This is a genomic window from Pseudomonas sp. NCIMB 10586 (genome assembly GCF_023127895.1).
GTDB classification, from domain to species: domain Bacteria; phylum Pseudomonadota; class Gammaproteobacteria; order Pseudomonadales; family Pseudomonadaceae; genus Aquipseudomonas; species Aquipseudomonas synxantha_A.
On sequence record NZ_SPKQ01000051.1, the window covers coordinates 92,337 to 110,819 of the forward strand.

The following is an 18,483-nucleotide window of genomic DNA, read 5'->3' on the forward strand; positions in this document are numbered from 1 at the left end:
CCTGCCGACGCCCACAGCAGCAGTCTAGGGTTTATCAAGGCAAAGCGATCTACGGTTGACTCGCAAAGAAAAATACCCCTTGCAAACCTTATAAAAGACTTATTAACCTCCAATGAATTCAATCCACTGGACGCGAAAATCCGTCAAACAATTGCTTCGGTTACATTCGTACCATCAACAACAGGTCCGCGATGCCGTGTCCGCTCTTGAGCGAATGCCCGATGCGATCAACGTCAAGGTGCTGGTTAACCATCCTCACAGCTATCGGTTGCGGGTAGGTAATTACCGGGTACTTTTCGACTGGGACGGCGGCATCGAAGTGGTCAGCATCCAAGAGGTTAAAAAACGTGACGAGCGAACCTACTGCCGTACAGATCATCCACAATACGGAGGGCAAGCCAGCCTTCGTGGTAATTCCTTATGAACACTATGTAGCTCAGCAAAACGATCCAAACCTGATCCCCCACGCGGTAGTCAGCCGCCTGGTAGATGGCGCGACACCTATCCGGGCCTGGCGCGAACATCTGAACCTGACCCAGGAAGAAGTCGCCAAGCGCCTGGGTATTTCACAGCCTGCCTTCGCCCAGCAAGAAGCGGTCAATAAACCTCGACGGGCCACGCGGGAAAAGATTGCCAAGGCGTTTGGTATCAATGCCAATCAACTGGAGCTATAACGTCACCGCGTAAAATTTGCGCCCTCCGTCACCTCAAATTGAGCTCAAGCATGCTTTATCGTTTAGCCGCCGACGGCCTCGTGCTGTTTCACCTGACCTTTATCCTGTTCGTGCTGTTCGGCGGCCTGCTCACCCTGAAGTGGCCACGGGTGATGTGGCTGCACTTGCCCGCCGTTGCCTGGGGAATCGCGGTGGAGGTGCTCCACCTGCCCTGCCCGCTCACCCGCTGGGAAAACCTGTTTCGCCACCTGGCCGGGCAGGACGGTTATGGGGCCGGGTTTATCGAGCACTACATCCTGACGCTGATCTACCCCGCCGGGTTGACCCCAAATATTCAACTGGTGCTGGGCGCGGTGGTGGTGGCGATCAACGTCACGGTGTATGGGCTGGTTATCCGGCGCCTTCTACGTAGACCTACTAGCCTGAACCTTTAAGGATCCGCCATGGAACACTCCACCGAATTTCCCGTACTGCTGTTTTCCTACGGCACCCTGCAAGACAAAGCCGTACAACTGGCCAACTTCGGTCGCGAACTCGTCGGGCAGCACGACGCCATGCTGGGCTACTCCCAAAGCTGGGTAGAGATCACCGACCCCGCCGTATTGGCCACCAGCGGCAAGACCCACCACCCCATCGTCGCGCCCACCACGGAAAAGGGCTGCAGCGTTGAAGGCATGGTCTTTCAGATAACCGAACAGGAACTCGCGGCAGCCGATGCCTATGAAGTGTCGGACTACAAGCGCGTTTTGGTGGCATTGGCGTCGGGCCTGACAGCCTGGGTGTACGTGCAAGCCTGAACATGAAACCCTGGCCGATTGATTTCAATCTGTCAGCTGAGCGCTTAGAGTATCGCCCCCCGAGAATTGAATCTCGAGATCTAGTCCATGGAGTTACACGTGAAATACGTCAGTAAAGTAGTTGCAGCAGCCGTTCTTGGTTTCACCCTGGCAGGTTGCACCGGCACCGCCATAAAAACCCAGCAATACGACGCCAGCCAATACACCGTCCTCGGCCACAGCGAAGCCAGCGCCACCGGCATCATGCTGTTGGGCGTCATCCCAATCGGCCAGAACAACCGCTTCGTACGCGCTCAGGATGCAGCCATCAAAGCCAAAGGCGGCGACGCGCTGATCAACACCCAAGTGCAAGAAAAGTGGTTCTGGGCCTGGGTATTGAACGGCTACACCACCAAGATTTCCGGTGATGTGATCAAGCTGAAAACCGCGCAATAAAGTATGAAACTGCCAGGGCGCTGACCCCGGCAAGCGACGTATCATGGGCCTGACCTTCGAGGATGGCCCATGAACCTCAGCATCATTTACGCCCTCGTGGCCGCCGCCCTGTTCGGCGCCAGCACTCCGCTCGCCAAAAGCCTTGGCCTGGGCCTCTCACCTATATTGCTGGCCGGCCTGCTTTACCTGGGCAGCGGCATTGGCCTTGCCGGCGTACGCCTGATCCGTGATCGCGGCTGGAAACCCACCGGGTTGACCCCATCGCAATGGCCCTGGCTGCTCGGCGCCATCGCCTTCGGCGGCATCCTAGGCCCCGTCGCCCTCATGTTCGGCCTGATTCGCACCGCCGGCGCCACCGCCTCCTTGATGCTCAACCTCGAATCAGTGCTCACCGCCGTGATCGCCTGGGTCGTATTCAGAGAAAACGCAGATCGGCGCATCGTGCTCGGCATGGTCGCCATTGTGCTGGGCGGCGTGGTGTTGTCATGGACAGGCGCCGGCGGCGGCAGCCAGGACTGGACCGGGCCGCTCGCCATTGCGCTGGCGTGTTTGTGCTGGGGGATAGATAACAACCTGACGCGCAAGGTGTCGGCGTCTGACGCGCTCTTTATCGCCGGTGCCAAAGGTTTGATTGCGGGGCTGGTGAATTGCAGTTTGGCGCTTTACCTCGGGGCGCAGATTCCGGGGGTGGCGCAATTGGCGCCGATCCTGGTGGTGGGGTTCCTCGGCTATGGCATCAGCCTGGTGATGTTCGTGCTGGCGCTACGCGGGCTGGGCAGTGCGCGCACCGGGGCTTATTTCTCCACGGCACCCTTCCTCGGTGCCGCAGTGGCGCTGCTGGTATTTGGCGAGTCGGTGACCGTGGCGTTCTGGATTGCTTCGGCGCTGATGGCCGCGGGCGTGTGGCTTCACCTGACGGAGCGCCATGCCCATGAGCATGTGCATGAGGCAACGGAACATGGGCATTGGCATGTGCATGATGAGCATCATCAGCATGAGCATGGGTTTGAGTGGGATCCGGCGCAGCCTCATAGCCATGCGCATGTGCATGCGGTGATGAAGCACAGCCATGCGCATTTTCCGGATGTGCATCATCGGCATAGGCATTGAGCGCGGTGCGGATGTATCAGGGCGGCTCTATTGGCCGCCCTGATGGAGAACAGGCCCGTTTAAGCGTGGTGGCCCGTGTAACCTTTATGCTCATACTCCCACCCCCTACATGCCAACCCGACATGCTTGGGAATAAGCGCAGCACCACTGCTGTACGCGGTGATAGTCCTACGAGAAAAGCCCAGTTCAACAGCAGCTGCGGAAAGGGATAAATTGTTACTGAGCATCCACTTTCTGAAATCCTGGGTCAGCATGACCTCACCAGATTGCTCCAACGCCAGACGGTGCAACGTGACAGCGGACAGTTCTAGGTTATTACCCCATGTCACATCAAAGCCCCACTCACCAACTTCCACTTGGCTGAATAGCGCCAAATCCAAGAGTGGTGTGAGGACAGGAAAAGTATTTATATGATCGGTGAGGTCAACAGTGTGTCGCTTACCGTTGCTCCATTCGATCTCTAAGGCATGCTTGCCGGCAACTGGTTGCACAGCAGAAATACGAAGCTTGCTGGTTATATGTCAGTCCCTCCGGTTTTGTTCATCCCATACCCGCTTAAGATCAGCGATATGAGCTTTTGCCCAAAGCAGGGCAGCTTTCAAGGCTTTCTTCTCGGCGCCTGTGCCGAGCACAACAAGCCCTTCTAGCAGAAATGTGGGGCTCCCGTTTCAAAATCGCAATGTCTATAGTCACCCGGTCGACCATACGGCGGCCGGGTTTGGCGACTCGAAAACAAGACGGAACGTAGACGACGTTATTTTCATGCGGCTGCCATTTTTGGCGGTTTAGCGTGAAAAGAGCTCATTGTTTTTATATTTGTCTTGTGGAGTTACACATGAACCAATACATAGCCCTCACCAGCAACGACAGCGCCACACCTGCCCTTTTTGTCGATACCACCGTGCCATTGGAAATACTCCTCGACGCTGCGACCTATCGAGTTCGTGCCGTTACACAAGTCCTTGAGAACCTCGCACTACGCGGTGAGATCAGTAGTGATGCGGTTGTACTCAGTGATTTTGCGTTGCTTTGTTCCATCTCTTTGCGCGACGGCTGCGATTTGCTGGACGTCATAGGAAGGCGAATGGATATGCCAAGCGCGTGATCTGATAAAGCTGGACTTTTCAAACCCTAGAAACCACAAAACCCCTGGTTTCTCTCGAAACCAGGGGTTTTGTTTACATCGAATTTGGCGGTGAAGGAGAGATTCGAACTCTCGATACAATTTCTTGTATACACACTTTCCAGGCGTGCTCCTTAAGCCACTCGGACACTTCACCGTATCTCGGCAAACCAGTTCAGTCTGTCGAGGCGCGCTAATGTAGTCGAAAGCCTTTCTGATGGCAAAGGTTTTTTTCAGAATTTTCATGCGGTTAGACGGTTATGCCATTCCCCGCCCGGCAAGGGGTGATGATTGTGCCATTCTCGGGCACCGGCGGCAGGCGTCTGGGACGGTTGCTGCGCCCTGCTGCGGGCCGTCTACCCTTGGGGATGCAGGAAAAGCCTGACTGGGTAGTCAGTCACGGCGCTTTACCAGCGCGGGCGTGGTGAGTAACGTCTGCGCATCTACCTCTATAACAAACCCTACAAGGAACCGCGTCATGAGTGAGTTGATTGCCTACCACTTCGAAGACGGTATCGCGACCCTGACCCTGAGCAACGGCAAGGTGAATGCCATTTCTCCGGCGGTGGTCAGTGAATTCAATGCTGCGCTGGATAAGGCCGTGACGGATCGGGCGGTGGTGATCATCACGGGCACGCCGGGGATTTTGTCGGGTGGTTATGATTTGAAGGTGATGACCGCCGGCCCCAAGGAGGCGATCAGCCTGGTGACGTCGGGCTCGACCCTGGCGCGGCGCTTGTTGGCGCACCCGTTCCCGGTGATTGTGGCTTGCCCGGGCCATGCGGTAGCCAAGGGCGCGTTCCTGTTGTTGTCGGCCGATTACCGTATCGGCGTCGAAGGCCCGTTCAGCATTGGTTTGAATGAGGTCGCGATTGGCATGACCATGCACCACGCCGGTATCGAGTTGGCGCGGGATCGTCTGCGCAAGTCGGCGTTCCATCGGTCGGTGATCAATGCCGAGATGTTTGACCCGCAAGGCGCCTTGCAAGCGGGCTTCCTCGATAAGGTGGTGGCACCGGAGGAATTGCACGCAGCCGCCCTGGAAGCGGCACGTCAGTTGAAGAAGATCAATATGAATGCCCACAAGCACACCAAGTTGAAAGTGCGCCGCGCACTGCTGGAAGCCCTGGATGATGCGATCATCCAGGATCAGGGCCACAATCTGAGTTAACACCTATATCCGTCTTACCCGAGCCCGACCTAGTGTCGGGCTTTTTCTTACAAATGAATCCGACATATCCGTAGCCGCTCTAGTCGGCCTTTGTGGGCATATGTGGAAACATGCGCTTAAACATCGCCTATCTCCCACCTCTGTAGGGGCAATTGCCGAATACAGTGCACATCCGTACACTGCGCCACCTTTTGTCCCAATGGGCCGCTTCGATGCTTTTTCTGTTACGTATGTTGTTGATGGGCCTGCACTTTATGATCGCAGGGGTATTGGGCGTACTTTTAGGGGTATGCCGGCCATTCAATCCGGACAACAGCCGCCTCTGCGCCCGCCTTTACGCATTGCCAGCCATGTGGATCTTGCGCCTGAAGGTGAAGACGGATGTCGACTCGCTGCGCAACAAGCCCGGCACCTGTGTGGTGATCGCCAACCACCAGTCCAACTACGACCTGTTCGTACTTGGCAATGTAGTGCCGCACCGCACCGTATGTATCGCCAAGAAAAGTCTGAAATGGGTGCCGCTGTTCGGCCAGTTGTTCTGGCTGGCGGGCAATGTGCTGATCGACCGCGGTAATGCGCACAAGGCCCGACGCGCCATGCTCACCACCACCCAGACCTTGCAACACAAGGACACGTCGATCTGGGTGTTCCCGGAGGGTACGCGCAACCTGGGTAAAGGGCTGTTGCCGTTCAAGAAAGGTGCGTTTCATATGGCGATTGCGGCCGGCGTGCCTATCGTGCAGGTGTGTGTCAGCAATTATGTAACGCAGATGCAGCTCAACCGCTGGAACAGCGGGGAAGTGCTGATACGGTCGTTGCCGCCGATTCCTACAACTGGCATGACGGTGGATGACATCCCTCAATTGATGCTGGACTGTCATGCGCAAATGACCGCATGCATTGAAACAATGGACCGTGAACTTGCAGGAGCGAGCTTGCTCGCGAAAACCGTGTAAGCGACGCGGGTCATCTGATAGCGCTGCGTCATCGTTGATGATCTTCGCGAGCAAGCTCGCTCCACAAGGGAATGGGCAATATCAGTCAGCAACAACGGAACGCCATTCAGGCTAAGCTGCCCAATATCTGTCCTCTTAATAAGAAGTGATCAGCACCATGGGTAGAGTTGTTGCGGCCGCCGTCTACAGCGCCGGAAAAAAAGTCTCGGATATCACCCTCGATGAAGGCGCGGCCTGGGCCGCCAAACCCGGACACTTTGTGTGGATCGGCCTGGAAGAGCCCAGCGCCCAGGAGTTGAACAACCTGCAACGCCAGTTCAACCTGCATGAACTGGCCATCGAAGACGCCATGGAAAAGCACAGCCGCCCGAAGCTGGAAACCTTCGGTGACGCGCTGTTTATCGTCACCTACTCACCGGTGCGCGAGAACGGCAAGCTGGAGTTTATCGAAACCCATATCTTTGCCGGCAACGGCTACATCATCACTGCACGCAACGGTCACTCGGCGTCCTACGGTTTTGTGCGCCAACGCTGTGAGGCGCGGCCGCTGTTGCTGGAGCATGGGGAAGACTTCGTACTCTATGCGCTGCTGGATTTCGTCACCGAGAACTACCAGCCGGTCAGCGAGGCGATTCACGCCGAAATCGATGAGCTGGAGCGCAATGTGCTGTGCAGTTCACTCAATGAGCGAGATATCCAGCACCTCCACGGCCTGCGTCGTGATGTGCTGCGGCTCAAGCGTCATGTGGCGCCGATGGTGGAAATCAGCCAAGAGTTGCAGAAGCTGAGCTTTCCGTTTATCGACAAAAACATGCGCCCGTATTTCCGCGACGTGCAGATCCACGTCACCCGGCAGATGGAAGACCTCACCACCTTGCGCGACATTGCCAGCCAGACCATCGAGATCGGTGTGTTGCTGGAGGCGTCGCGCCAGAGCGTGGTGCAGCGCAAGTTCGCCGCGTGGGCGGCGATCCTGGCGTTCCCCACGGCGGTGGCGGGGATCTACGGGATGAACTTTCAGAACATGCCCGAGCTGCAATGGCATTACGGCTATTTTGCGGTGCTCGGGTTTATCGCTGTGGGCTGTGGCGGTTTGTGGGCCAGCTTCAAGCGTTCAGGCTGGCTTTAGGCCGCGGTATCCGGCTTGTGCGCGACAAAGCGCATCATCCACTCCGCCACGGTTACGCCGTGGTGGTCGCGATCCAGGCTGGCCACGCCGTTGGTGTAGACCTTCTCACCCAGGGTTGTCTGAAGAATCTCCAGCAACTCGCGGGAATAATCATGGATAAATTCCGGATGACCCTGGAAGCACAGCACCTGATCGCCGATGTGGTAAGCAGCGAACGGGCAGAACTCGCTGGATGCGATGACCGTGGCATTGTCCGGCAACGTGGTGACTTGATCCTGGTGGCTGATCAATAGCGTCAGCTCCGGCACCTCGGGGCTCATCCATGGCGTCTTGGCATCCAGCTTGTAGGCGTGGGTGCCCATGCCCCAACCCTGGCTGGCACGCTCGGCCTTGCCGCCCAGTAGCAGGGCGAGCAACTGATGGCCAAAGCACACACCCAGCAACTTGTCGCCACGCTCGTACCGTGTGAGCAAATAAGCCTTGAGGGTCTGGATCCAGGGGTCAGTGCCGAACGAGTCGGCCTTGCTGCCGGTGATCAGGTACGCGTCAAACACCTCGTCATCCGGCGGGTATTCGCCCTGCACCACGTTGTAGACGACAAATTCGGCGGCAATCGGTTGCTTGGCGAACAGGCGCTTGAACATCTGCCCGTAACCTTGGTACTGATCGATCAAGCCTGGACGCAGGATATCGGTTTCCAGGATGCAGACGCGTAGCGACATAAAAAATACCTGACACGGCGATGGGAATATTGCACACCCCAGAGCCTGCCTTGAAATACACCCTCAAGGCAAGCTCCCCTCCCACATTTTGCTCAGCCGAACACTTCGCCCTGTGCCGCTTTCTCCAGCAACAACGTCGGTGGTGAGAAGCGCTCCCCATACTCTTCGGCCAAATAACGAGCGCGGGCGACAAAATCGTTCAGCCCGTATTGGTTGATAAACTGCAGCGCGCCGCCACTCCACGCGGCGAAGCCGATGCCGAAGATCGAACCGACGTTGGCGTCAGCCGTGGACATCAACACGCCCTCCTCCACGCAGCGCACGGTTTCGATGGCCTGGATAAACAGCAAGCGGTCGCGCACGTCCTGGGGTGAAATTCGATTGCCGGGCCGTTCGAACCGGGCTTTCAACTCTGGCCACAGGTGCTTCTGACCACCGGCGGGGTAATCGTAAAAACCGCCGCCCGCCGCCTTGCCGGTGCGCTTGTATTCATTCACCAGCAAATCAATCACCGCTGTCGCCGGATGATTCGGCAGTGCCTTGCCTTCGGCCTGCAGATCCTTGGCGGTTTGCTGTCGGATATGGCTCATCAGGCTGAGGGACACTTCATCGGACACCGCCAGCGGCCCCACCGGCATCCCGGCCTTGCGCGCTTCGGTCTCGATCATCGGCGCGGCCACGCCTTCGCCGAGCATGGCAATGCCTTCGTTGGTGAAGGTGCCAAAGACCCGCGAGGTGAAGAAGCCACGGCTGTCGTTGACCACAATCGGGGTTTTCTTGATTTGCAGGACGAAATCGAAACCGCGGGCCAGGGTCTCATCGCTGGTGTGGGTGCCTTTGATGATTTCCACCAGGGGCATCTTGTCCACGGGGCTGAAGAAGTGCAGGCCGATAAACCTGGATGGGTCCGGCACCGCCGTGGCCAGGCCGCTGATGGGCAAAGTGGAAGTGTTGGAGGCGATCACCGCATCGGCACCGACCACGCTTTGTGCGGCGGCCGAGACCCTGGCCTTGAGTTCGCGGTCTTCGAACACCGCCTCGATGATCAGGTCACAGCCGGCCAGGTCAGCATCATCCTGCGTAGGGTGAATGCGCGCCAAGGTGGCTTCGCGCTGTTCGGCGGTCAATTGCCCACGGCTGACTTTCTTGTCCAGCAAGGCAGCGCTATGGGCTTTGCCTTTTTCGGCGGCGGCGAGATTGATGTCTTTGAGCACCACCTCGACCCCCGCACAGGCACTGACATAGGCGATGCCCGCACCCATCATCCCGGCGCCGAGCACACCGACCTTACGGGTGACGTGAGGGGCAAAACCCTGTGGGCGTGAGCTGCCGGCATTGATTTCATTAAGCTGAAACCAGAAGGTGCCGATCATGTTTTTCGCCACCTGCCCGGTCACCAGTTCGGTGAAGTAGCGGGTTTCGATCAGGTGTGCGGTGTCGAAATCCACTTGGGCACCTTCAACGGCGGCGCAGAGGATTTTCTCCGGTGCCGGGAAACAGCCATTGGTTTTGCTGCGCAACATCGACGGGGCAATGGCGAGCATCTGCGCGACTTTGGGGTTGGACGGCGTGCCGCCAGGGATCTGATACCCCTTGTTGTCCCAGGGTTGCCTGGCCTCGGGATTGGCGAGAATCCAGGCGCGGGACTTGGCCAGCAGCTCATCGCGATCAGCCGCCAATTGATCAATCAAGCCTGCTTGCAGTGCCTGGGCGGGCCGGACTTTTTTGCCTTCGAGCAAATACGGCAGGGCTTTTTCCAGACCCAGCATCCGCACCATGCGCACCACCCCGCCGCCGCCCGGCAACAGGCCAAGGGTGACTTCGGGCAGGCCCAACTGCACGGACTTGTCGTCCAGAGCGACCCGATGATGGCAGGCCAGGCAAATTTCCCAGCCACCGCCCAAGGCCGCGCCATTGATCGCGGCCACCACCGGCTTGCCGAGGGTTTCCAGGCGGCGTAACTGCGCTTTCAGCACCCGTACGCTGTCATGGAAATCCTTGGCTTGGGCCTTGTCGACCTTGATCAGTTCATTGAGGTCGCCACCGGCAAAAAAGGTCTTCTTGGCCGAGGTGATCACCACCCCGGCAATCTGGTCCTTTTCTGCTTCCAGGCGCGTGACGGTGGCCTCCATTGCTTCGCGGTAGACGGCGTTCATGGTGTTGGCGCTCTGGCCGGGCATGTCCAGGGTCAGTACCACGATCTGGTCCTGGCCTTTTTCGTAACGAATGGCATCGGTCATGACAAATTCCTTGAGCTCAGAGGCGCTCGATGATGGTGGCGATTCCCATGCCACCGCCGACACACAGGGTGGCCAGGCCGTAGCGTTGCTGGCGCACCTCCAGCTCGTCGAGCAGGGTGCCGAGGATGGCGCAACCGGTGGCGCCCAATGGGTGACCCATGGCGATGGAACCGCCGTTGACGTTGACCCGTGCGGCGTCGATGCCCATGTCTTTGATGAACTTGAGCACCACCGAGGCAAACGCTTCGTTGACTTCGAACAGGTCGATGTCTTCTACCCGCAGGCCAGCCTTGGCCAGCGCCTTGCGGGTGGCCGGTGCGGGGCCGGTGAGCATGATGGTCGGGTCGGTGCTGGTGACTGCCGTGGCGACAATGCGCGCCCGCGGTTGCAGGCCCAACTCGCGCCCCTTGGCCTCGGAGCCGATCAACATCAATGCCGCGCCATCAACGATGCCGGAGCTGTTGCCCGGTGTGTGCACATGGTCAATGCGTTCCACATGGCTGTAGACCCGCAGCGCGGTGGCGTCAAAGCCCATCTGGCCCATCATTTCGAAGCTGGGCTTGAGCTTGCCCAAGCCTTCGAGGGTGGAGTCGCCGCGGATAAATTCGTCATGATCCAGCAGCACGATGCCGTTCTGATCCTGCACCGCGATCAACGACTTGTTGAAGGAACCGTCCGCCCGCGCCCTGGCGGCCTTCTGTTGTGACTGCAGGGCAAAGCTGTCCACATCCTGGCGAGTGAACCCTTCCAGCGTGGCAATCAGGTCAGCGCCAATACCTTGAGGGGTGAAGTGGCTGTGCATATTGGTTTGCGGGTCGAGCACCCAGGCGCCGCCATCGCTGCCCATGGGCACGCGGGACATGGATTCGACGCCACCCACCACGACCAGATCTTCGAAGCCGGAACGCACTTTCATTGCCCCCAGGTTGACTGCTTCCAGCCCCGAGGCGCAGAAGCGATTGACCTGGACGCCGGCGACGCTGATGTCCCAGTCCGCCACCAGGGCGGCGGTCTTGGCGATATCGGCGCCCTGGTCGCCCACCGGCGTGACGCAGCCCAGGACGATGTCATCCACTTGGCGGGTGTCGAGGTCGCTGCGTTGTGCCAGCGCCGTGAGCAAGCCGGCCACCAGGTTTACCGGTTTGACGCTGTGCAAGGCACCATCGGCCTTGCCTTTGCCCCGGGGCGTGCGTATCGCATCAAAGATCAAAGCTTGGGTCATGACATCCTCGAACCGCTGTGGGTGTATGCCCCCTACCTTAGGCCCGATTGACACGGTTTCAATGACGGATGCGCTCATTGCTTTTGACCCCCTCGCTCGGACGAACGGTAGGTAGCTACGGGAATTACCTGATTAATCGTTTTAGCTGTCTAGCCCTAGGGCTCGCGCCAAGATGGCAATAAGCCTCATGCCGTTTTTAGCGCAAATGCTGATTAGCTGATATGAAATGGATCTAAGCGAAGAAGATCGGGCGCTCTAAGGTTGAACCTGTAGGACACTGCTGCCGGGTTTTGCTGGAGCAGTTGTAAGAAAAGTGCAATGTCATCTCGCGATACTGAAATAAACCGGCACGCATTTGACGCTCAGGAATAACAACAAATAGGCAGTCAGCCATGTTCAAACATTCGAAAGTACGTCAGGCGGGACTTATTCTGTTCGCCACCACACTGATTCTGATCTTGCCCAATTTAACCAAGGTTATCGGGTGACGACCCAGCACCCGGTCTTCGTGCTCACACAGCACCGGACCAGCAGCGTTTGGCAGCACCTGCCGGGATACTGCGCTTAGCGCTACCGTTGCGGGCGCTGTCTTTTTACCTGTGCGTTTCGGGTATCTTGTGCGCTATCGCCATTTATCGTCGGGCCTGTGCCTTGAAACTGATCCTCGCTTTTTTTACTGCTTTGCTGAGCCTACCCGCTGCGGCTGCGCAATTGACCATTGAGCTGGACCACGCCAGCAAGACCTGGCAGACCGCGCAGTTGCTCAAGCACCCCGAGGCGCAGGACGTACAAATCGTCGACGACGTGTCTTACAAGCGCGACATGACCTATCGCGCGGTGCCCCTGGCGGTACTCCTGCCGGGCCTGAAGCCTGCGAACCACCTGCAAGCCGTTGCCCTTGATGGCTTTGCCGCCGAACTCACCGCCGCGCCCTTGTTAGAAAAAACCAGTGCACGCGCCTGGCTGGCCGTGGAAGACCCGGCCCATCCGTGGCCGGCGCTGGCGCAAGGAAAACCCAGCGCCGGGCCGTTCTACCTGGTGTGGACCAACCCCCAAGCCGGGCATATCAGCCCGGAACAATGGCCCTTCCAGATTTCCACGATCAAGCAATTGCAGACGGTCGCCGAGCGCTTTCCAGCGTTGCTGCCCGACCCGAAGCTGGCGGCGGATGACCCGGTGAACCAAGGCTTTGCGTTATTCCAGAAGAACTGCCTGGCTTGCCATCGCCTCAATGGTGCCGGCGATGCGCAAATGGGGCCGGACCTGAATATTCCCTATAACCCGACCGAGTATTTCGGTGGCGATTTCCTCAAGCGCTACATCCGCGACCCACAAAGCCTGAGGCACTGGCCACAGGCCAAGATGCCGGCGTTTGCCGCCAGCGTGTTGCCAGACCACGAGCTGGATTTGCTGGTGGGGTATTTGCAGCATATGGCGGGGCGTAAACAGCAACCTTAAGCCTCCCACATCTGGCCTGCTGTGCTCAGGAAGTTTATTGCTGCTGCACGGAAACCAAGGTCGGGGCTACAAATACCTTGGCATGCATCTGCTCATGCCCGCCGCCACGGCGCATACCGCGTACCGGGCAGGCGTCGAGGTAGTCCAGGCCCACGGCGAGCTTCAAATGCCGCTCCGGACGGGCCAGTTGGTTGGTCACGTCAAAGCTGTACCAGGCGCCATCCAGCCAGGCTTCGGCCCAGGCATGGCTGGCCAGGTGCGCGCTGTCTTCGGTGTACAAATACCCCGACACATACCGCGCAGCAATCCCCAGGCTGCGCGCGCAGGCCAGGAACGCATGGGTGTGGTCCTGGCACACGCCCGCCGCGCCCGCGAAGGCTTGGGCGGCGCAGGTATCGACGGCAGTCGCACCTGGCGTGTAGATCATCGCTTGGTTGAGGGCCTGCATCAGGTCGATCAACGCGGTGCGGTCGCGACGCTGATGGCAGTGTTGTTCGGCAAACCGGCGCAAGGCTTCGTCGGGCTCGGTGAGGCGCGTGCTGCGCAGGAACGGAAAGGGCGACTGGCTTTCGTGCTCGGCCTCGCGCAACTCATCAATTTCTACCTGGCCGCGGGCTCCGATGATGATGGCGTCGTGGGGTTCATCCAGGGTCAGCACATGCAGGATGTTGCCGAAGGGGTCTACTTGGGCGCGCACCGGGCGCGGCAGGTCGAGTTGCCAGCTGAGCACGTGCTGGCGCTCACTGTCGTGGGGTGTAAGGCGCAGGTATTGAATGCTGGCACGTACCTGGTCTTCGTAGTGGTAGGTGGTTTCGTGGCTGATGGAGAGTCTCATGCCGCCTCCAGGTAGGAACTGTAGATGGCGTCGCCCAACTGGCGGACCAAGGGGATAAAGTCGGTCAGCCAGGCGTGCAGGCCTTCCTCAAGGATTTCGTCGATGGCGGTGAAGCGCAGGCGCGCATCCATCTCGGCGGCCAGGCGCTGGGCCGGGCGGCCGTTGAGACCGGGCAGGCTGGCGAGGATCTGGTCGATCTCTTCACTGCACGCCCGCAGTGAACGCGGGACATCAGCACGTAACAGCAGCAGCTCGGCAACCTGCCGGGCACCTGGGGCATCACGATAAATTTCGGTGTACGCCTCGAATGACGACAGCGCACGCAGCAATGCGCTCCACTGGTAATACGCGTGAGCGGTGCCATCGCTGACCGCCGCCTGGTCGCCGGCCATTTCATAGCGGGCATCCAGCAGGCGCAGGGTGTTATCGGCGCGCTCGATAAAGGTACCCAGGCGGATAAAGCGGAAAGCATCGTTACGCATGATGGTACCGTAGGTGGCGCCGCGGAACAGGTGGGAACGCTCCTTGACCCACTCACAAAACCGGCTCATACCGTAGTGGCTCAGCCCTTGCTGGGCGATGTCACGAATGTCCAGCCAGGTGGCGTTGATGTTTTCCCACATGTCGGCGGTAATACGCCCACGCACCGCATGGGCGCTGGCCCGCGCGGCGCCAAGGCAGCTGTAGATGCTGGCCGGGTTGGCCGCATCCAGCGCGAAAAAATGCAGCAGCCGTTCGGCATGAAGTTCGCCATGACGCTCGTGATAATCCTCCAGCGTGCCAGTGATCAACAACGGCATGGCCAGTTCGTGCAGGCCATCGCCGCGCCCATCCTGGGGCATCAGCGACAGCGAATAGCTGACATCCAGCATACGCGCGAGGTTTTCTGCGCGTTCCAGATAGCGAGACATCCAGTACAAATCCGAGGCAGTTCTACTCAGCATGGCATCAGTCCTCGACCACCCAGGTATCTTTGGTGCCGCCGCCCTGGGACGAGTTGACCACCAGCGAACCTTCGCGCAGCGCCACGCGGGTCAGGCCGCCAGGCACCACCCGGGTTTCCTTGCCGGACAACACGAACGGGCGCAGGTCGATATGCCGGGGCGCGATACCGTTTTCGACGAAGGTCGGGCAGGTGGATAAGCACAGGGTCGGCTGTGCGATATAGGCGTGGGGCTTGGCCTTGATACGCGCACGGAACGCTTCGATTTCGGCCGTCGTGGACGCCGGGCCAACCAACATGCCGTAGCCACCGGAGCCCTGGGTTTCCTTGACCACCAGGTCGGGCAGATTAGCCAGTACGTGGGACAGTTCGTCAGGCTTGCGGCATTGAAAAGTCGGAACGTTCTGCAGGATCGGTTCTTCATCCAGATAGAAACGGATCATTTCTGTCACGAACGGATACACCGATTTATCGTCCGCGACCCCGGTGCCGATGGCATTGGCCAGCACCACATTGCCACAGCGATAGGCCGCAAGCAGGCCAGGGACACCGAGCATCGAGTCGGGGTTGAATGCCAAGGGGTCGAGGAAAGCATCGTCGAGGCGGCGGTAGATCACATCGACAGCCTTGGGGCCGTCGGTGGTGCGCATGAACACGCGATCATCACGCACAAACAAATCCGCGCCCTCCACCAGTTCCACACCCATTTCCCGGGCCAGGAAGGCATGCTCAAAGAACGCACTGTTGAAGCGCCCCGGGGTCAGCACCACCACGCTGGGGTTATCCAGAGGGCTGGCGCTTTTGAGGGTATCGAGCAGCAGGTTGGGGTAATGGTCGATGGGCGCGATGCGCTGGGCGGCGAACAACTCGGGGAACAGACGCATCATCATCTTGCGGTCTTCAAGCATGTAGCTGACACCGCTGGGCGTGCGCAGGTTGTCTTCCAGCACGTAGTAGGTGCCATCGCCATCACGTACGAGATCTACCCCAGAAATGTGGGAATACAGATCACGGTGCAGATCCAACCCCTGCATCGCCAACTGGTATTGCTCGTTGGCCAGCACCTGTTCGGCGGGCACGATACCGGCCTTGATGATGCGCTGTTCGTGATACAGGTCGGCGAGGAACATGTTCAACGCCTTGACCCGCTGGATACATCCACGTTCGACGATCCGCCATTCACTGGCGGGAATACTGCGCGGGATGGTGTCGAAGGGGATCAGGCGCTCGGTGCCCTGCTCGTCTCCGTAGAGGGTGAAGGTGATGCCGGCGCGGTGGAACAGCAAATCGGCTTCGCGCCGACGCTGGGCCAGCAGTTCGGCAGGGGTATCGGCCAGCCAGCGGGCGAACTCGCGGTAATGGGCGCGCACCTGCCCTGCCCCATCGTACATTTCATCGTAATAAGTGCGGATCATGCCGTACTCCTTGTCACTGGGACGCAAGAACCTTCGCAAGGCCCGTGCCATCGACATAAACACTTGGTTATCAATGAGTTGAATAAACCAAGCGGCTTCGCCGCACCGTCCTGGTGCGCAGAACGCCCGCTGTGATGTGGGGTGCTTCATTGCAACGCGCGCTTTGACTATCAACAGCATAGTCAGAGTTGATTTCACGGCTCGGCGGACACCGCACATAATCGCTTCCATCAGCTGATCAGGAGATGTCCTACAGCCAACGCTTTTGCGCAATCGGTAATGTGTTACCTGTTGTACTGATTTACTCCTCAAGGTTCCCTTTCCGCCACCCTATCCGGGTGGTTTTTTTTGCGCGCAAGACTGCGATGTGCAGCCCTGCAAACAAAAACGGCCGACCCAAAGGTCAGCCGATACGCTGCGCTGCTCATAACACTTGCTACATGGGTAACCCACGCACCTCCTGCTTGACGCCCCATCCTTCGATGATGCCGCCGAGCGGTTCGACCACCGCTTCAAAGTCTTGCTCAAAGTCTCCTATACCGTCGTAGGTGGCGAACATGACCTTGCTCAGCTCCAGGTACCAGGCGCCGTCATCGCGCGCACTGACCTGGGCATTCAGGGACTCTCCACGAAATCGACCCGCAGCCCTGCGCGCCCGTTCCTCATCCGGGAAAATGGCGTAGAACTCGATGGGGTGAAAACGCGAAAAATCAAAACCGCCTTCTTTCATGCGGCGCAGAACGTTGGTGCTGATGTCTTCTTGATAGGCTGTGCTCATGAAAAGTGCTCCTCAAATGATGGATAGACTTTCCGTGCTTCCCGAAGCTCGCGCCCTGCTGGCGCGAGTACTACGGCAGGAACAACACCGCTGGAAAACAAGCATGTAGCTGACAAGACCAGACCTTAGCGATTCATTCGCTGATCTCGATTGCAGAGTAGCGCGAAGCTATCACCTCCACCAGAGGTGCTTGGATGGGTCTAACGGAAATATTCAGGCCGCGGGTTCGACCTTGAGGTTTTTGATACCGTTTTGATCATGCAGGCTCTTGACCGTGGGATCGGGAACACGATCGGCAAGATCGTTAAGGTCCAGCTTTTCCAACACCGGCGACACACGCACGCGCACCATCTGTGCGGCTTCTTCCAGCGTCGGCTCATGCTCGCACTCGAATTGCTCGACTACCGGCTCGCCGCGGTCATTGATGAAAGAAACATTCCACTTCGGCATCGGTGCCTCCTCGATAAAACCCATTGGTGGGCTTACATTTATCTGGACCTTGAGGGCTCGCCAAACGTTCCACTCAAGCCCGGAGGCACCTGATCAACAGCGCTTATTTTTCAGCGTGTTCCTTCAAGGCTTTCAAGGTGTTGAACGGCGCGTCCACCACGAACTTGTTGGCCAACCACGACGGCACGCTGCCGCCTGGTTCGGTGTGTACCTGGTAGGTCACTTCGGTTTCGTTGGCACCTTTGGGCACCAGTTTCCAGAAGCCATCAACCTGGGCCACTCGCACGTAGCCTTTTTCTTCAGGCTTGTAAGTCGGCACGCCTACCAGCTTGCGCGTAACGCTGCCGTCAGCGGCTTTGGTGGTGGTGACGTGGATATACGAATCACGATCCGTCACAGGGAACGGCGCCTTGAACTGGGTGTAGGTCCATGCCTCGTCGCCTTTCTTGTCGACGAGTTTCTGGGATTTGCATTCATGGATCCACACGCAGGCCCCCGCGACGTCTTCCTGCAAAGCCTGGATTTTGGCGACGGGGGCCTTGATTACCGTCACACCGCGATAGGCTTTGTACTTGGAGCCGGCCATTTCGCTCAGCGAAATCTTGATGCCGTCTTCGTCCTTGGCAACTTGCCAATCCTCAGCCTGGGCAGTGGCCGCGAACATCATCGTAAAACCGCACACCACAGCCATTCGTTTCAGCGAACCCATCGTTGTATTCCTTGTTGTTGAAGTTCCGATAGTAAAGCCCATCAAGCCGCCGTCATTTGCTCCCACCAGCCGATCAAGCGAATCGCATCGGCCTGGTCGTTACCGCAGACCTCGATATCCGCCTTGAAATCACTGCACACCGCCGGACGTTCCGGTTGACCGAACAGCTGGCACAGTTGTTCCACCGACAGGTGCAGGCAACGCACGCCTGCAGGTTTGCCCTGGGGCATTCCCGGCAGCGGTGAACTGATGGAGGGGGCGATGCAGCATGCGCCACAGCCTTCACGGCATTTCATGACCAGCAGGTCCTCGACGA

Annotated in this window: 21 protein-coding genes, 1 tRNA gene and 1 pseudogene; 11 read left to right on the forward strand and 12 right to left on the reverse strand. The window is 58.6% G+C overall.

All coding sequences use genetic code 11. From position 1 onward, the window contains the following. Positions 1 to 112 precede the first annotated feature (112 nt). The 6 genes and pseudogenes from E4P01_RS26680 to E4P01_RS26705 form a co-directional block, all read left to right on the forward strand. A pseudogene (locus E4P01_RS26680) lies at positions 113 to 364 on the forward strand (type II toxin-antitoxin system RelE/ParE family toxin); the annotation flags it as partial. Continuing rightward, entirely contained in the window at positions 348 to 674 is a 327-nt protein-coding gene (locus E4P01_RS26685; RefSeq protein ID WP_078822070.1) for a helix-turn-helix transcriptional regulator, read from the forward strand. The pseudogene E4P01_RS26680 and the gene E4P01_RS26685, both read left to right, overlap by 17 nt. A 50-nt stretch (positions 675 to 724) precedes the next feature. Further along, on the forward strand, positions 725 to 1,108 hold the full coding sequence (locus tag E4P01_RS26690) for a DUF2784 domain-containing protein (protein WP_078822071.1): 384 nt from the start codon (positions 725 to 727) through the stop codon (positions 1,106 to 1,108). Between the two features lie 9 nt (positions 1,109 to 1,117). Beyond that, on the forward strand, positions 1,118 to 1,471 hold the full coding sequence (locus E4P01_RS26695) for a gamma-glutamylcyclotransferase family protein (protein WP_078822072.1): 354 nt from the start codon (positions 1,118 to 1,120) through the stop codon (positions 1,469 to 1,471). A 99-nt stretch (positions 1,472 to 1,570) separates the two neighbouring features. Then, a complete protein-coding gene (locus E4P01_RS26700; RefSeq protein WP_248130174.1) occupies positions 1,571 to 1,906 on the forward strand; it encodes a hypothetical protein in 336 nt (111 codons plus the stop codon). Between the two features lie 69 nt (positions 1,907 to 1,975). Continuing rightward, positions 1,976 to 3,016, forward strand: a complete 1,041-nt coding sequence (locus E4P01_RS26705) for a DMT family transporter (protein WP_216091968.1) — start codon at positions 1,976 to 1,978, stop codon at positions 3,014 to 3,016. Positions 3,017 to 3,075: 59 nt separating this feature from the next. On the opposite strand, the gene E4P01_RS26710 is transcribed toward E4P01_RS26705, so the two are convergent. After that, positions 3,076 to 3,507 carry a DUF2442 domain-containing protein gene (locus tag E4P01_RS26710; protein ID WP_216091969.1) on the reverse strand — a complete coding sequence of 144 codons (432 nt, stop codon included), beginning with the start codon at positions 3,505 to 3,507 and terminating at the stop codon, positions 3,076 to 3,078. A gap of 344 nt (positions 3,508 to 3,851) precedes the next feature. Between E4P01_RS26710 and E4P01_RS26715 the strand changes: the two genes are divergently transcribed. Continuing rightward, a complete protein-coding gene (locus E4P01_RS26715; RefSeq protein WP_216091970.1) occupies positions 3,852 to 4,121 on the forward strand; it encodes a short-chain dehydrogenase in 270 nt (89 codons plus the stop codon). A gap of 85 nt (positions 4,122 to 4,206) precedes the next feature. Here the strand turns inward: E4P01_RS26715 and E4P01_RS26720 are convergent. Next, positions 4,207 to 4,296 (reverse strand) — tRNA-Ser (locus E4P01_RS26720). Positions 4,297 to 4,617: 321 nt separating this feature from the next. Here E4P01_RS26720 and E4P01_RS26725 point away from each other — a divergent pair. From E4P01_RS26725 to E4P01_RS26735, 3 genes are all read left to right on the forward strand, one after another. After that, complete coding sequence (locus E4P01_RS26725; protein WP_078822076.1) at positions 4,618 to 5,310, forward strand: crotonase/enoyl-CoA hydratase family protein; 693 nt, start codon at positions 4,618 to 4,620, stop codon at positions 5,308 to 5,310. 212 nt (positions 5,311 to 5,522) lie between these two features. Then, the gene (locus tag E4P01_RS26730) at positions 5,523 to 6,266 is read left to right on the forward strand and encodes a 1-acylglycerol-3-phosphate O-acyltransferase (RefSeq protein WP_103733607.1); all 744 of its coding nucleotides are present in this window, start codon (positions 5,523 to 5,525) and stop codon (positions 6,264 to 6,266) included. Between the two features lie 157 nt (positions 6,267 to 6,423). Beyond that, positions 6,424 to 7,395: a magnesium and cobalt transport protein CorA gene (locus E4P01_RS26735; protein ID WP_032879893.1), complete on the forward strand. Its 972-nt coding sequence runs from the start codon at positions 6,424 to 6,426 to the stop codon at positions 7,393 to 7,395. On the opposite strand, the gene E4P01_RS26740 is transcribed toward E4P01_RS26735, so the two are convergent. The 3 genes from E4P01_RS26740 to E4P01_RS26750 form a co-directional block, all read right to left on the reverse strand. Then, positions 7,392 to 8,117, reverse strand: coding sequence for an amidotransferase (locus E4P01_RS26740; RefSeq protein WP_032879891.1), 726 nt, complete (start codon positions 8,115 to 8,117; stop codon positions 7,392 to 7,394). The two genes, E4P01_RS26735 and E4P01_RS26740, sit on opposite strands and share 4 nt — an antisense overlap. 92 nt (positions 8,118 to 8,209) lie before the next feature. After that, the gene (locus tag E4P01_RS26745; RefSeq protein WP_216091971.1) at positions 8,210 to 10,357 is read right to left on the reverse strand and encodes a 3-hydroxyacyl-CoA dehydrogenase NAD-binding domain-containing protein; all 2,148 of its coding nucleotides are present in this window, start codon (positions 10,355 to 10,357) and stop codon (positions 8,210 to 8,212) included. 16 nt (positions 10,358 to 10,373) lie between these two features. After that, on the reverse strand, positions 10,374 to 11,579 hold the full coding sequence (locus E4P01_RS26750; protein WP_032879889.1) for an acetyl-CoA C-acetyltransferase: 1,206 nt from the start codon (positions 11,577 to 11,579) through the stop codon (positions 10,374 to 10,376). Between the two features lie 651 nt (positions 11,580 to 12,230). Here E4P01_RS26750 and E4P01_RS26755 point away from each other — a divergent pair. Then, positions 12,231 to 13,037 carry a cytochrome c gene (locus E4P01_RS26755; RefSeq protein WP_216091972.1) on the forward strand — a complete coding sequence of 269 codons (807 nt, stop codon included), beginning with the start codon at positions 12,231 to 12,233 and terminating at the stop codon, positions 13,035 to 13,037. A gap of 34 nt (positions 13,038 to 13,071) precedes the next feature. Here the strand turns inward: E4P01_RS26755 and E4P01_RS26760 are convergent, their stop codons facing one another. The 7 genes from E4P01_RS26760 to E4P01_RS26790 all read right to left on the reverse strand — a co-directional run bounded on the left by E4P01_RS26760 (position 13,072) and on the right by E4P01_RS26790 (position 18,463). Next, positions 13,072 to 13,872, reverse strand: coding sequence for a transglutaminase family protein (locus tag E4P01_RS26760; protein WP_005790450.1), 801 nt, complete (start codon positions 13,870 to 13,872; stop codon positions 13,072 to 13,074). Then, entirely contained in the window at positions 13,869 to 14,816 is a 948-nt protein-coding gene (locus E4P01_RS26765) for an alpha-E domain-containing protein (RefSeq protein ID WP_005790452.1), read from the reverse strand. The genes E4P01_RS26760 and E4P01_RS26765 overlap by 4 nt, the downstream gene beginning before the upstream one ends. A gap of 4 nt (positions 14,817 to 14,820) precedes the next feature. Next, the gene (locus E4P01_RS26770) at positions 14,821 to 16,230 is read right to left on the reverse strand and encodes a circularly permuted type 2 ATP-grasp protein (protein ID WP_005790454.1); all 1,410 of its coding nucleotides are present in this window, start codon (positions 16,228 to 16,230) and stop codon (positions 14,821 to 14,823) included. Between the two features lie 436 nt (positions 16,231 to 16,666). Further along, positions 16,667 to 17,008, reverse strand: a complete 342-nt coding sequence (locus E4P01_RS26775; RefSeq protein ID WP_005790456.1) for a ribonuclease E inhibitor RraB — start codon at positions 17,006 to 17,008, stop codon at positions 16,667 to 16,669. Positions 17,009 to 17,221: 213 nt separating this feature from the next. Then, positions 17,222 to 17,482, reverse strand: a complete 261-nt coding sequence (locus E4P01_RS26780) for a hypothetical protein (RefSeq protein WP_005790458.1) — start codon at positions 17,480 to 17,482, stop codon at positions 17,222 to 17,224. Between the two features lie 79 nt (positions 17,483 to 17,561). Beyond that, complete coding sequence (locus tag E4P01_RS26785; protein ID WP_103733605.1) at positions 17,562 to 18,167, reverse strand: START domain-containing protein; 606 nt, start codon at positions 18,165 to 18,167, stop codon at positions 17,562 to 17,564. A 41-nt stretch (positions 18,168 to 18,208) separates the two neighbouring features. Then, positions 18,209 to 18,463: a YkgJ family cysteine cluster protein gene (locus E4P01_RS26790; protein ID WP_005790462.1), complete on the reverse strand. Its 255-nt coding sequence runs from the start codon at positions 18,461 to 18,463 to the stop codon at positions 18,209 to 18,211. Positions 18,464 to 18,483 lie beyond the last annotated feature (20 nt).